This is a genomic window from Thermomonospora umbrina (assembly GCF_003386555.1).
Taxonomy (GTDB): domain Bacteria; phylum Actinomycetota; class Actinomycetes; order Streptosporangiales; family Streptosporangiaceae; genus Thermomonospora; species Thermomonospora umbrina.
In genome coordinates this window covers 6,023,541-6,037,001 of the sequence record NZ_QTTT01000001.1, presented here as the reverse complement: position 1 = coordinate 6,037,001, position 13,461 = coordinate 6,023,541, and the positions used below count along the sequence as shown (strand labels likewise).

The 13,461-nt window shown below is 69.0% G+C and carries 12 protein-coding genes; 8 read left to right on the top strand and 4 right to left on the bottom strand.

What is annotated here, in order from left to right:
* Nucleotides 1–5: 5 nt before the first annotated feature.
* A complete protein-coding gene (locus DFJ69_RS27090; protein WP_170177791.1) occupies nucleotides 6–1,181 on the bottom strand; it encodes an MFS transporter in 1,176 nt (391 codons plus the stop codon).
* Between the two features lie 469 nt (nucleotides 1,182–1,650).
* Entirely contained in the window at nucleotides 1,651–2,508 is an 858-nt protein-coding gene (locus tag DFJ69_RS27085) for an SDR family oxidoreductase (protein WP_116025192.1), read from the bottom strand.
* A gap of 383 nt (nucleotides 2,509–2,891) precedes the next feature.
* On the opposite strand from DFJ69_RS27085, the gene DFJ69_RS27080 reads away from it, so the two are divergent.
* The gene (locus DFJ69_RS27080; protein WP_116025191.1) at nucleotides 2,892–3,392 is read left to right on the top strand and encodes a hypothetical protein; all 501 of its coding nucleotides are present in this window, start codon (nucleotides 2,892–2,894) and stop codon (nucleotides 3,390–3,392) included.
* Between the two features lie 196 nt (nucleotides 3,393–3,588).
* Here the strand turns inward: DFJ69_RS27080 and DFJ69_RS27070 are convergent, their stop codons facing one another.
* Nucleotides 3,589–4,251 carry a hypothetical protein gene (locus DFJ69_RS27070; RefSeq protein ID WP_147312425.1) on the bottom strand — a complete coding sequence of 221 codons (663 nt, stop codon included), beginning with the start codon at nucleotides 4,249–4,251 and terminating at the stop codon, nucleotides 3,589–3,591.
* A gap of 1,035 nt (nucleotides 4,252–5,286) precedes the next feature.
* Between DFJ69_RS27070 and DFJ69_RS27065 the strand changes: the two genes are divergently transcribed.
* The 3 genes from DFJ69_RS27065 (at nucleotide 5,287) to DFJ69_RS27055 (ending at nucleotide 8,040) form a co-directional block, all read left to right on the top strand.
* On the top strand, nucleotides 5,287–5,631 hold the full coding sequence (locus DFJ69_RS27065; RefSeq protein WP_116025189.1) for a hypothetical protein: 345 nt from the start codon (nucleotides 5,287–5,289) through the stop codon (nucleotides 5,629–5,631).
* Between the two features lie 205 nt (nucleotides 5,632–5,836).
* On the top strand, nucleotides 5,837–6,895 hold the full coding sequence (locus DFJ69_RS27060; RefSeq protein WP_170177790.1) for an acyltransferase domain-containing protein: 1,059 nt from the start codon (nucleotides 5,837–5,839) through the stop codon (nucleotides 6,893–6,895).
* 56 nt (nucleotides 6,896–6,951) lie between these two features.
* Complete coding sequence (locus DFJ69_RS27055; RefSeq protein ID WP_116025187.1) at nucleotides 6,952–8,040, top strand: sulfotransferase; 1,089 nt, start codon at nucleotides 6,952–6,954, stop codon at nucleotides 8,038–8,040.
* Nucleotides 8,041–8,530: 490 nt separating this feature from the next.
* Here the strand turns inward: DFJ69_RS27055 and DFJ69_RS27050 are convergent, their stop codons facing one another.
* Nucleotides 8,531–9,700, bottom strand: a complete 1,170-nt coding sequence (locus tag DFJ69_RS27050) for a NucA/NucB deoxyribonuclease domain-containing protein (RefSeq protein ID WP_147312424.1) — start codon at nucleotides 9,698–9,700, stop codon at nucleotides 8,531–8,533.
* Here DFJ69_RS27050 and DFJ69_RS33880 point away from each other — a divergent pair.
* From DFJ69_RS33880 to DFJ69_RS27030, 4 genes are all read left to right on the top strand, one after another.
* Nucleotides 9,699–10,064, top strand: a complete 366-nt coding sequence (locus DFJ69_RS33880; protein ID WP_147312423.1) for a hypothetical protein — start codon at nucleotides 9,699–9,701, stop codon at nucleotides 10,062–10,064. The genes DFJ69_RS27050 and DFJ69_RS33880 overlap by 2 nt on opposite strands.
* 384 nt (nucleotides 10,065–10,448) lie before the next feature.
* On the top strand, nucleotides 10,449–10,865 hold the full coding sequence (locus DFJ69_RS27045) for a transposase (protein WP_245974596.1): 417 nt from the start codon (nucleotides 10,449–10,451) through the stop codon (nucleotides 10,863–10,865).
* 13 nt (nucleotides 10,866–10,878) lie between these two features.
* Complete coding sequence (locus tag DFJ69_RS27040; protein WP_147312422.1) at nucleotides 10,879–12,054, top strand: pentapeptide repeat-containing protein; 1,176 nt, start codon at nucleotides 10,879–10,881, stop codon at nucleotides 12,052–12,054.
* Nucleotides 12,055–12,429: 375 nt separating this feature from the next.
* Nucleotides 12,430–13,356, top strand: a complete 927-nt coding sequence (locus DFJ69_RS27030) for a C40 family peptidase (RefSeq protein WP_116025183.1) — start codon at nucleotides 12,430–12,432, stop codon at nucleotides 13,354–13,356.
* Nucleotides 13,357–13,461 lie beyond the last annotated feature (105 nt).

Sequence of the window (13,461 nt, the reverse complement as noted above, 5' to 3'; positions counted from 1 at the left end):
AAGATTCAGCCCGTCGCCCGGAGCGTGCGGTGGGCGATCAGCGCGGCCGGGATCGGCAGGAGGAAGGTCAGGGCGATGGTCGGTGTGAGCCCCAGGGCGTTCTGCAGTACGCCGATGGGGACGTAGAGCAGGCCGGCGACGCCGTTCCCGATGCCGATCACGACTCCGGCGGCTGCGGCCGGAGCCTGGGGCGCGGCGTTCTGGGCGGCGACGATGAGCAGGGGCTGACCGGCGTAGATGAGGGCCCCGGCGGCGGTCGCGGTGATGACCATGCCGGGTCCGGGTTCCAGGATCAGCGCGGTCATCAGGGGCAGCACCGCGGCTCCGAGGGAGACGGCTGCCGTGCGTGCGTACCCGAGGCGGGGCGCCACGGCTCCGCCCAGTACGGCGCCCAGCCCGGCGGCCAGTGAGAAGGCCCCGAGGATCCAGCCGAGCAGCGGGGCGTCGGTGGCCAGGCCGTGGTCGGCGACGAGCCAGAGCGGGACGGCGCTGGTGAAGGTGAGGAACGCGACGCTGGTCAGTGTCGCCGAGACGGTGAGCCATCCGATCGGGCCCGCGAACGCACGGCGGTCGATCAGCCGGCTCGGCCGTGCCGGACGGTGCGGCTCCCAGTCGGGCAACAGGGCGAGCATGCCGAGCGCGAGGGCGATCCCGGGCAGCATCAACCACGGGGTGACACCCGTACCGTGGCCGGCGACCAGGAAGAGGATCAGGAGAGGACCGGCCGCGAAGCCCGCCATCCCGCCGGCGGTGAACAACCCGACCGCGAAACCGGGATTCTTGACGGTCGGACCACCGACGATGCTGGTCGACACCGGGTGCAGAGCAGCCGACCCGATCCCGCCGATCGCGAGCAGCCCGATCACCAGGACGATGCCGTCCGCCACACCGATCAGGCTCAGCGCCACCGCCGCCACGGCGACACCGGCCGCGGCCACCTGGCGTGGGCCGACCCGGTCGGCGAGGGCGCCGAGAAAGGGTTGGGTGACCGACGAGCTGATGTTGAAGGCGGCCACGAGCACCGCGAGGGTCGCGGTACCGGCGGCGAACCGCACCTGCAGCGTGGGCAGCAGGGCTCCCAGCATCGCGGTCATGACGTCGTTGACGGCATGCACCAGGGCGAGGAACACCGCCATCCGAGTGCCGGACACGATCCCCGGCCGGCGAATCACATGCGACACGACGCCTCCCCGATCCATCCCGTCGCCTGCCTGGCAACGCCCGCGATCAACTACCCCTCCCCCGTATCCATTCCGAGCCTGACGAGTGACTTGTGCAGCAGTTGGCGGGGCCCCTCACCCAGGCCCGATCAAGTCACTTGCTCCGAACGTTCCTCTCAAGCCCATGCGTGCCGGCTCGGGACGCAGTGACGGTCTGGTGGACACGGGACGTGCCGCCAGGCGGGTAAGGGAGTGACGGGCCGGTGTTGATGAAGGAGCCGTGTTCGCGGGTCGGGCGGTCGCCGGTGTGATTCCGGCGTCCCAGAGGGCCGCACGAACATCGAGAACGACGTGATCTATGCGATCTCGAACGTGGGTCAGGTCTTCATCCGGCCGTCGGCGATACCGGCCGGATCCGGCGCCGCCTGCGGGCGGGCCGGTGCGGCGGGCCGGGGCCTCGCAGCACCGCCCCGCCTGTCGCCGTCGCCGGTCAGGCGGTCGGGGCCAGCTCGGCGGCGTGGTCGGTCGCCCACTGCGCGAGGGTGCGGCCCTTCCTCCCGGTCAACTGCTCGAACGTGGGCGAGACCGACGGGGGCTCCTCGGCGTACTCGGCCTGGTAGCCCAGGATGAACTCGGCGATCTCCATCGGGAGCCCGGCCTCGATGTAGGCCCGGCGGGCCCGCCCGTACGTCAGTCCCTCAAAGGCGATCGTGCGGCCGAGCCCGGTGCCGATCGCCTCCGCCTGCTGTCGGTGGGTGAGCGCCTCCGGGCCGGTCAGGTCGTAGGCCCGGCCCGCATGGCCGTCCCGCAGCAGGGCGATCGCCGCGACCTCGGCGATGTCGGCCTCGTGGATCGGCACGCCGACGCCGTCGGGGTAGGCGTTGCGGACCACGCCCTCCGTGCGGATGGACTCGCCCCAGAAGTCGAGCTTGTTGATGGCGAACTCGCCGGGCCGCACGTGGGTCCAGGCCGCTCCGGACTTCTCGACGACCTGTTCCACCGCGTGCAGCACCTCGTAGAAGCCGGCCCGCCCGGTCGTGACGCCGGAGCTGGTCAGGGACACGATCCGGCCGACCCCGGCCGCCACGGCGCGGCCGACGAGGTCTTCCGCGAGGTCGGTCGCGTGCTCGGGATCGAAGATGCCGGGGACGAGGTACACGCCCCGTACCCCGTCGAACGACAGGTCGCCCGGACGGTTCAGGTCACCCTGCACGACGTCGACGCCCTCGGGCAGTCCCGCGGTCTGCGGGTTGCGGGTGAGCGCCCGGACGGGCCGCCCGGCCGCGAGGAGTCGATCGACCACGTGCCTGCCCACGGTGCCGGTCGCTCCGGTAACGAGGATGGTCATGGAGAACCTCATTGTGTGGAAACGAACGATGGACGCGGGCCCGCTGCCGAAGACGGTAGGACAGGTCCGGCAGACCTCGCACATGGAACGTTCCCACCTGCGTCTTCACGGCCGTTCGACGCGGCTGCGTCACGGCCGGCGTGCCGGCGGCCGGGCGGCCTTCAGGTCGCGCGACACCGCACCGCCGTCCAGACCGGCCGCGCCGGGCATGGACGGCGACGCGGTGTCCGTGTTTCTGTTCGGTGGCGACGAACACGGCGCCATGGTTCGCATGCGTTCTGTGGTGTGGGGTGGATTTCGCTCGTCGTCCACCATGAGAGGGCCGTACACACCTACCGGCCGGGTCACGGGCTCGGATCGAACGTGGAGTCGAGGGGGCAAGGGTGCGGAAGGGAGTGGCCGGTCTGGGCCTCGGCGAGATCCGCGGCGATCACGGCGTCATCGGCCCGGTCATGGGCTCCATGGCGCTGGTGCTGCGGGAATGCCTGGTGGTGCTCTGGATCGTCCTGCTCGTCGCCGCCGTCATCGACCCTGATGAATTCATCGTCAAGGCCACCGTCATGACGGCTCTGGTGGCCGCCGTGTACGCCCTGACGTTCGGATGGCGCCGGCTGACCGCCCGACTCGGCGTGAACAGGTGCTACCTGTGCGCGCACGGCGTGGCCGTCACCGACCGGTTCGGCCGGATACGTGACTCCGTGGCGTGGAGCGAGGTCACTGGAGTGCAGCAGTTGACAGCGGTGGATTTCGTCGCGGGATTCCACCGCATCGAGATTTCCCGGAACCGCTCGGCCGAGCCCCTTTGGTTCGTGGCGCCAGGACTAGGGTCCGCCCTGGTACGGGCGTTGCTCGACGAGGGCAGACGCAACGGCGCGCTCCAGTGACCGGAGAGTTCGAGTGAAACGCCGAGCACCGGCCCCTGCCGAGTTCGGAGCCTTCGAACTCGATGACCTCGACGCCGTGGTCGAGGGCGAAGAAGTCGTCGCCGGAGTCCCATTGTTCGCGGGCCTGCTGGCGGTCGTCGCCGCCGTTAGGGCCGTGCCTCAACGCGGTTCCATGGCCGAGGGAAGGTCGGCGACGCTAGTTCTCGAGCTCGTTCACCACGCGGTTGGCGGCGAAGGCGAAACCGAAGGAGATGAGGGCGAACGTCACGCCGGCGAGCATCACCGCGGAAGGGAGCCACGACCTCTCAGGTTCTTCAAGGCCGAGAATGAAGAAGGGAGTGGTCCCCGCCGCCCCACCGATCGCGAAGAGGACCATTCCCACAGGACCCCTCGGGAGCCCCGGGGGACCCTTGCCCACTGGAACGTCGATCAACGGTGATCGGCAGGTCAGCGTCGGCCTGTCCTCCACCAGCAGGGAGAAGACGATCCGTTGACGGCGGCCGATCAGATCCGGCCCCACCAGCAACGCCGAGCCGTCGACGCGCACGCGCGGCGTTGGAGTGGAGCACTTCGGATCGTCGATCACCTGGAGGACCTCCACGATGGGAGCGCCGACATCCAGCCGCAGCGGGCCTCCGTCGAAGGCGCTGCTGGGCACGTCCCGGCGCCCGCGCCCGGCAAGGATCACGTCGACCGCGTAAGGGCGCTCCAGCACTCGGCCCTTATGCCGCAGTTCCACATCACCGCGAACCCCGGCCGGCGCAGTCAGCAGCGGCGTCACCGAACGCCGCCAATACATCAACCGCCGCTTGGGAAACTGCGCGCGATACATTAATACGCCCAGAACGACGGTCGCCACAGCCGCCACCGCGCCCGCCGCGCTCCAAAGCGTCCCCGATTCGTACCACTCATTCGCTCGAATCACGGCATGCATTCAACCGGTTGACGTCCGGCCCCTGCAGTCGAACACGCCAAGTCGATCGGGATCCGGCCGCGTCCCCCGGGGCGGCCCGCGCCGGCCAGGGGGCCGGGGCTTCCCGGCGGGGCCGTGGCGGGTGCCTCCCGAGCCCCTTCCAGAGCGTCACAGGAGTCCCCGTCCCACGTGGCGATGGCGGCGGGAGCAGGCTCTCCAGCCGGCCGAGGCCGGTGATCGCGGTGACGAGCGTCTCGGCGGATGGCGCCGAGTCCCGCGTGGCGGTCCCGGACGGTCGGCGTGAACGGGTCGGATCTCAGGGCGCGCCGGCGATCCCTCAACCCCGGCACCTACGCGAACAGCTCCGCCAACACGGCTACATGACCGGCAAGGTCCGCCCCGCCGCCCTCCGCCGGTCATCGTTCGCCCGCTCGGCTTCCACGACCAGAGCACCACCCGCATCGCCGCGGAGTCCCTGCAACGCCGGCCGCTGCACCGGCTCCCCCTGCTGCGCTGGTCGGTCAGCAGGGCCGGCAGGCTGCGCGGTGCCGTTGTCGACCAGCCGGACGATCAGGCGCGTGCCGCGTTCACCGAAGGGGCGCGGCGCCTACGGCTTCGGCCCGCGCCGGAGCGCTGCCGCGGCGGCCGACCGCGTCCACGGGTGTACGGCCGCCGCGATGACGTTCCAGTGGTGCTCACGGCAGTCGCAAAGCGACGCCGCCGTCGCGCGCCCGGACATGACGCCACCAATCCGGATGGCAACTCCATGTAGGCGTTCTTTAACTCTCTGTTACAGTGGCTTGGGTCCGACGTGCCTCGCCACATCCCCTCGGGCGGTCCCTCCCATGACAGAGGCCCTGATCAGGGTCAGTGTCCGACCGGCGCAACGGGGCACGGCCGGATGCCCTGACCGGCATGCCCGGACCAACGTGGGCGTGCTCGGAAGGGACCGAATCGCTCATCAGGCCAAAGAGGAGTGAGATGCGAACAGTACGCAAGATCGCCGTGCTCGTGGGTGCCGCGGGCGCCATCGCGGCGATCCCCGTCGGTGCCGCCACGGCCCACGCCGACATCACCGATGAACTCGGCGGGCTGCTGCTCAACAGCCGCAGCGCGACCGGCCAGAGCAACAACTGCGGCAATCAGGTCTCCATCGCGAGCACGGCCAAGTGCTTCACCATCAATGACGGGGGCTCGGGCAAGGGCGGTGATCAAACCGGTGGGCTGCTGCTCAACAGCCGTAGCGCCACCGGCCAGAGCAACGTCTGCGGCAGCCAGATCGCGGTCCTGAGCCCGACGACGTGCGTCACCGTCAAGGACGGATAGGACGGGTGAGGGGTTCTCTGCGGGATCGATCCGGACGGTGGGGATCCTCGGCCGCGATCGATCGCGTTCGGGGAGACTGGCGGCCGGCGGTGGCCGTGAGACCCGGCCGTCGAGATCGCCGGTGGTCCGGTGCCCGGTGCGCAGGGTGCCGGACCGCCGGCGGACACGAGTGTGCACGCGATCACCGAGACCCATGGATGCTCAGATGAGTCACGCGCCATCGCCGGACCGGCCGGGCGGGCGGGCGTCTCGTCGGGACCGGGCCCAGGTCTTGTTCGCCTACGGCGGTATCGGCTCGACGTGGCCCGGCATGGGCCGGAGCCTGCTGGCCGAACCGACCGCGGCCAGCTTCCTACAGCGTTGCGAGCGGCTCATGGCCGAGATGTCCGAGGCGGCCGGGTGGTCCCTCATCGCGGAGTTGTCCGCGGGCAAGGACGTTTCCCGGCTGGCGGATCCGGCCATCGCGCAGCCCGCCCTGTTCTGCATGCAAGCGGCACTGACGGAGGTGTGGAGGGCCTGGGGCTTGGAGCCCGACATGGTCGCGGGAATGAGCGTGGGCGAGATCGCCGCCGCGTATGCCGCAAGGGTGTTCGATCTGGAAACCGCCCTGCGGGTGGCCCTCAGCCGCGGACGCGCGGTGGCCACCGCACGCGGCCTCGGTTGCAGCGTGGCGGTCGCCCTGCCCGCCCAGGATGTCGCATCCCTCATCACACCGGAAGATCGCGTCTGGGTCTCGGTCTTGCTCGGCCCGGACCTGACGCTGGCGTCGGGCACCCGCGACTCGGTCACGGCGCTGACGGATCGAGTACGTCGACACGGTGGACGCTGGGAGATGCGCAACCCCGATCACCCGTTCCACTGCCCACTGATGCAGCCCGCGCAGGGGCACCTTTTCAGCGCACTCGGTGATCTCGCCCTCCGGAATCCGGATCGCCCCATCTTCAGCTCACTGAATGGCGCGGCGGCGCCGAACGGCGCCTACGGTCCGCCATATTGGGCCGAGACGCTGGTCAGCCCCGTCCAGGCCCAAGGCGCGGTGCTCTCGGCCGCCGCCGACGGCCCGATCACGGTGGTGGAGATATCCCCTCGCGCATTGATGACGGAGCCGATCCGGAAGTCCTTGGCGAGGCATCCTCACAGGGCGACCGTTCTCCCCTCCATGCGCGCGCACCGACCGGCATATGAGTGTTTGCTGAGCACGGTCGGCGAACTGCGATCACTGGGCTACGAACTCGATGGCTGCACCACTCCCACGAAGGGTTGACGTGCGGCAACTCGATCAACCGGCCGGGATATCCGCCCATCGGAGCCGCCACCCCCATGTCCCCGCTGAACAAGAAAAACATTCGGAACCCTGATCCGTTGGGCGCCGGGCTCGCCTTCTACCGAATCTATGGTTACCGCTTCACCGACGACCCGACACACTTTGCCCTCGCCGAAGTACTCGAAGAGCGTTATCTCGCAGACCTCGAGCTGGACGCTCGCGCCGTCTCCCATGTGCGCGCGTGCGTCGCCGCCATCAAGGAACGCGGCACCCTTCCGGCGATAGACGAGATCGTGATCCGAAACGTGCGAATCGACCTCGATGCCGAACTCGACGCCCGATGCCGCACCCTTCGTCAACAGCCGATGATCCTCCCCAGAACGGTGATCGCCATCGTCGGCGCGCCCCGGTCGGGGACCACGCACCTGTTCAACCTCTTGGCCAAGGACGGACGCTTCGCGTATTTCACCACCGCGAGTTGTTGGAAGTGGCCCACCTACAACCTCGAACGCCCGGGGCGCCGCCTGTTCAGCCGGCTGAGCCCCAGGGACGTGGAGGCCGTTCTCTCGGTCGACAACGCCACGACACGTTCCATCCCGGCGCTCGTGATGCCATGGGAGGCCGAAGACACCAACAACAGGAGCCACCCGGTCTACAGCCACCCTCGATGGCGCGTCTACGACCTGCACGAGCCCCGCCCCGGCGACGTGAACCTCTTGCCTCAGACGGTCTCTGATCACCTGCATTTTTTCGGCCTCCGAGACTTCCTCACGAAGTCCCCGTACAACACCCTTCGCATCCGCCACCTGGAACAGCTCTGGGGAGACCGCATGCGCTACCTGCATATTGTGCGAGATCAGGCGGCCACCGCCGACTCGCTGCGCCGCCACTCCATTGCGTTCCGGCGAGCCGGGCGCCACCTCTCCGAAGAAGATGCATGGTCGCTCTTCATCGACACAGCGAGGCGAGAACTACCACCCGACCGCAGTCTGCACCTTTCTTTTTCCGATCTCATGATCAAACCACAACAGACGATCGACACAGTATCTTCCTGGCTCGGACTCCCCCCGCCCGAGACCGGGACCGACCGCATGGCCGGGGCGCTGCAGGATCCGCGCGATACCGGCAAAGGCTATACTGCTTGAAATACAATATCCGCTCGGTAAATGTCCGCGCCCACCAGAAAAAGGTCCGTAACCGGTGCCGCCTCATGTCGTTGCATCGTTCGCCGGCAACGACACCGCCGTGAGGCGCGCCGACGCCCTCGCCGTCGCGGTCCGGTCAAGCGAGGCAGGCCCCACATCCACAGCATTGAGGCCGCGTGCGCGGTCACCGCTCCGCCACTTGGCGGCTGGGTCAGATTCGAGGGAAGGCAATCGGGTCCGCTGGATGCGGCCTCTTGTAACGCCCGCTTTGCCGTAGCCCGGTCGGCGGCCTGGGGCGTCTGGAGACCACCATGCACGGCGGTTGATGTCGTCGGCGGTCTGTAGGCGGTCGGCGCGGCGGCTTCGTACTCGGCGACTTGCCGGTCGCTGAGCGAGACGTCCGCCGGCCCACACCGCAGGGGGCCGCCTGGAAGGCACGCCACACCCGGGGTCTGTGGTGCCGCCGGGTGTGACGTGTGTTCCGGGGGGGTTACTGGGTGATGGTCACGGTGAACTTCTCAAGGTCCAGGACGCGTTCGTTCTGGACGAAGTTGCCGTACTTGCCCCCGGCCGCCTTGTTCTGGGTGAGGGGGACGTGGCCGCGGACGCAGGGCTCGTAGCCCGTCGGTTCCCTGCCGATGATGACGTAGATCCACCACTCCCCATCCTCGAACTTGGGGATGATCTCCGCGCACCGGCCGCCGTCCGTACCTCCCTGGTAGGTGTGGGCGAAGGGGTATTCGTCGCAGGAGTCTTCGGGGATGTCGGCGAACGGGACGAAGGGGATGCTGCTGAGGTCCTCACAGGTCAACCTGCGGTTCCTGGTGGCCGCGGAATCGCTCGCGAGCCGCTGGAGCGGGCTGTCGGGGGCTCCCCAGTGATCGCTGAGGTAGTCCCGGGCGTACCAGTAGGTGACGGTTGCGGCGCCGTAGGCGGCCAGGGACATCTGCACCGCCGGCCGTGTCTGGGGGAACACGCATCCGACGGTGGAGAACTCCGCGTCACAGCGGGCCGGCCAGGGCAGGGACAGGCCGTGGTCGAAATCGCCCGGCACGTCCCCTGCCTGGTACAGCTTGAGGACGGCCTTGGGGGTCACCATGGACCTCTCGCCGGCCGCCAGGGCGACCCGGTAGGTGACGGTTCCGCTCACGCTCTGCCCCACGGCGCTGAGGGTCGTGGTGTTGCTCCACGGGTTCTTGTTGATCATGGCGCAGGCGTTGTCGCAGGAGGCTTCCAGGGCGATGGTGAGGCTGTTGACATGCTCATCCAGCCTGGTGACCGTGGCGGTGATCGTCTCGTTCCAGGAGGCGGAGTGCGCCCCGAGGGTGGCGTGGGTGTTGAGGCTGATCTCCCCGACGCCCTTGACCGCCCCGTCGGTGCCCAAAAGGGTGTAGGTGCGCCGGAGGTCGTTGAGGCAGTACATGTGGCGGTTGTGGCCGTAGTGGCCGGCCGCGACATCGCAGCCGGCCGCGGCGGCCGTCGTCTGAGCCCGGGAACCGGCGGGCGTCGGTGTGGTCTCCACGCACACCTTGACGGCTCCGGCCGCACGCGCCTTCGATCCCGCGGGTGTCGGGGAGCAGGTCTTGCGTCCGGTGACGGGCGCCCTGCTGAGGGCGGGCTCGGACCGGGACGCGTTCAGCGCTTGGTGGGGGACCTTCATGAGCCGTCTCTCGTGTGCGGGCTCGGGCGGCCCGGACGGTGCGGCAGAGGCGGTTCCGGTCAGGGCGGTGGCGGCGACCGCCAACGTGGCCATCGCCGCCAGGCAACGCCTGGCCGTTCTCTTCACCGGGTTCGTCGTTCTGCTGAAGTGGTCGATCAAGCTCGCCTCGCTGTTCGGGGGTGATCACGACGGGCGGAGGCAGCGTAACGATCAAGGTCGCAGGGCGGCTATCGATCAGATCACAAAAAAACATTTGTATCTGTATGGCGTTCTCAGTGGTTTTGTGCGGGCTCCCCCGGGGTCGCTGGACCGACTCGACGGTGACCGTCGGCGATGGCCGGTGGGGCCGGCTGCTGGTGCATGACGCGGCGCCGGGGACGACCCGGCCGGCACCCTGGCCGCGGCGCTCAAGACGTCGAGGCCGAACGCGCCGAGCTCATCGAGGGCCGGCGCCCGACCAGCGAGACCGAAGCGGGCACCACCTTCATGCTCCGCCCGTAAAGGGTCCACGAGCTGCCCGTGCGGCTTGACCGGCTGTCACGAAGCCCGAGGTCCGGGTGGTTGAGGCCGAAGGGTTCCGATGGTCGGCCACCATGACTTCGACGAGTGCGTGGAGCCCGCAGGATGTGCCACGGCGGCAACGGCCAGATCCGGCAGGCATACCGGATGAACAGGAAGACCGACCGGCGGCACGGGCCTGGTCGTCAACGCCGTCGCCCTGGGGATCTCCCGCCACCTGTCGGCGGCCGTGGACCGACTGCGCACCCAGCAGATCCAGGTCTCCGACGAGGACGTCGCCCGGCTCAGCCCGCTCGGACGCGCCCACCTGAACTGCCCGGGCCGCTACTCCAACGCGTCGTCGGCGCCCGTCGAGGGCCTGCGCGTTCGGGGCCGCTCCCGTGCGTCCGGAAGGCGCATGGGCCGGGCGGCTCCGCGGGCAGGCGGATGCCGGTCAGTTCTAGTCGGCGTCGGCGGCCCGGACCGGTGTACGTCGTCGCGGCCCTCGCGCCCCGTGCCACGGGCCGAAGCAGCTCTGCATGAGCGCCATCACGGTGGGTGTTCTCATCAATGCGCCCGGTTGTGCGAAGTCGGCGCGTTCCGCCGATTTGTGTCGTTGGCTCGCTTGATATCCGTAGAGTGCCGCTGTGGCGGAGCGGACGGCTGATTCGGGGGGCGCCGTGAGTCGTCCCTGGGTGCGGTGGGCGGCGGCGGTGGTGGCCGGATTGGCGGTGCTGGCCGCGGTCTCGTGGGTGTTGGGGCCGGGCATCGAGTGGTGGATGCGCGGGGTCGATGGCGTCCAACTCGCCGACGGCGTCTCCGCGCAGGAGAAGGACGCGTTGGAGGCCAGGGACAAGGCCCGTGGCCGGATCGTCGCCTATGGAACCGGCATTCTGGCCGCCCTGGCGATCTGGTTCACCGCGTCCAACGCCACAAGCGCGCGCCGCACCGCCGATGCCGCCCAACGGACTGCCGAAGCCTCCGAACAGGGACTGGTGACCGGAAGGTACACCGCAGCCACCGACCAGCTCGGTTCGGACAAGCTCGACATCCGGCTCGGCGGTGTCTACGCCCTGGAACGGGTCGCTCGTGACTCCGCACGCGATCACTCCACTGTCATGGCGGTTCTGGCGGCCTTCGTCCGCGAACACTCCCACGACGAAGACGCCCACACCGACAGCAGGCAGCTTCCGTTCTCCAATGCGGGTGACCTCGTCCCGCCTGTTCGGACCCGTTTCCGTTTCGATCTACAGGCCGCCCTCAGCGTCATCGCCCGTCGCACCGTTGTCCACGACATCGACCCCGTCGACCTGAGTGGTGCGAACCTGACCGACGCGAACCTGATCCGAGCGTTCCTGGACGGTGCGGAACTGACCGGTGCCCAATTGTCCGGCGTATATCTCACGGATGCCTACCTGAGCGGGGCGAGCCTGGTCGGCGCCGACCTGACCCGCGCCGATCTCAGCGACGCCGACGCAAGCGGCGCGTTTCTCAACAGCGCGAATCTGACCGGTGCGAACCTCACGAGGGGGCGGTTCCAAGGGGCGCTGCTGATACACGCGACTTTGGCCGGAGCCTTCCTGGAAGAAGCCGCCGTGACCGGTGCGCACTTGCATAACGCGGACGTGAGCCGAGCGGTGCTACGAAAGGCGGACCTGCGTCAGGCGAACCTGAGTGGCGCGAACCTGACCGGCTCAGATCTGACCGGCGCGGACCTGACCGACGCGAACCTGAATGGCGCGAATCTGACCGACGCGAACCTACGCGGAGTGCGGGGCCTGTCGGAAGAGCAGATCCGAGAAGCAGCCGGGTCCGTGAACGGCGCCCGGTTCGGCCCCCTCGAAGAAGCGTCCTAGTCCGTGCCGCGGTTGCGGAACGTCGTCGATCGACCCTGACGACATCAGCGGCCGCGAGACCTCGGGCGGAGCGACCGGGTCATCTCCGAGGTCGTCGGCCTGGTGACGCTCGATCTCCTGACCGGCTCGTTCAACCTGGTGGCGGGCATCGAACCCGCCGCCGAAGTCCAAGACGTCTCCGCACGTCGCTGACCCCACCTCCAGCACATCGGGTCCGCAGGTGGCCGGGCCGCGTGCCGGTGGACGCGATCCACGGCATGGGGCCGGGCCGGACGCTCCGCCGCCGCATCGGATCCCATCAACTAATTGGGCTAGTACTAAGAGGTGTAGTAGCTTCTCGGGTGATCTGACGGTGAACCTGGAAGGTGGGGTTTCGTGCAGCGCACTCCCGTACGAGCGGGCGCGGCGGTCCTCGTGTCGCTCGGCGCCCTCCTGATCGCCGGGCCGGTCCATGCGGAGCCCCAGCCGACCCCCGAGCAGTTGGGTCGCCAGGCCGAGATCCTCACCGAGCAGTACAACGCCATCAAGCTGCAGCTCAGCCGGGCCCAGCGCGCCCTGAAGGCGGCCGAGAGGCATTTGCGCCAGGCGGACGCGACGTACCGGCGGCTCCGCCGGGAGGCGGGGACACTGGCGGCGGCCAGTTACATGCGGCCCGGGTCTCAGTCGGAGATGGCGCTCCTGGTGAGCAGGCCACAGGACGCCCTCGACCAGGACGCCATCTCCACCTATCTGTCCTCCCGGCAGACCGCCCGGCTCCAGGAGCTGGTCCAGGCACGCGTCCAGTACGAGCGCACCGCCGGCAGGGCGCGCAGCCGCGAAGCCGAGATCAAGGAGAAGAAGGTCGCACTGGCCAAGAAGAAGGCCAAGATCGAGAAGCTGATCGACCGCATCCCCAAGAACAACGACCCCAGGGCGTCGCCGCCGGACATCAACGTCCCGGGCTCGGGCAAGGCTTCGGCGGCCGTGCGCGCGGCGCTGACCCGCGTCGGTCTGCCCTACGTGTACGGGGCCGCCGGCCCGAGCTCCTTCGACTGTTCCGGGCTGATGCTGTGGGCGTACGGCAAGGTCGGCATCTCACTCCCCCACTACACCGGGTCTCAGTACTCCATGGGGACCAAGGTGTCGCGCGACCAGCTCCGGCCCGGGGACATCGTCTTCTTCTACCCCGACCTGGGCCACAACGGCATGTACATCGGCGGCGGTCGCATGGTCCACGCCCCGAGGACCGGCAAGAACGTCGAAGTGGTCAGCCTCGTCCAGTACTACTGGGGCGTCTACGTGGGCGCCGTCCGCATCGCCTAGCCCTTCGCGGGGAATCCGGGAACGACGGCGTCGGACGCCCGCATCCGGATCGCCCGTCCGTGCGAGCGCAAGAGCTGTCTACTATGGTCAATAGTAGTAGAGCAC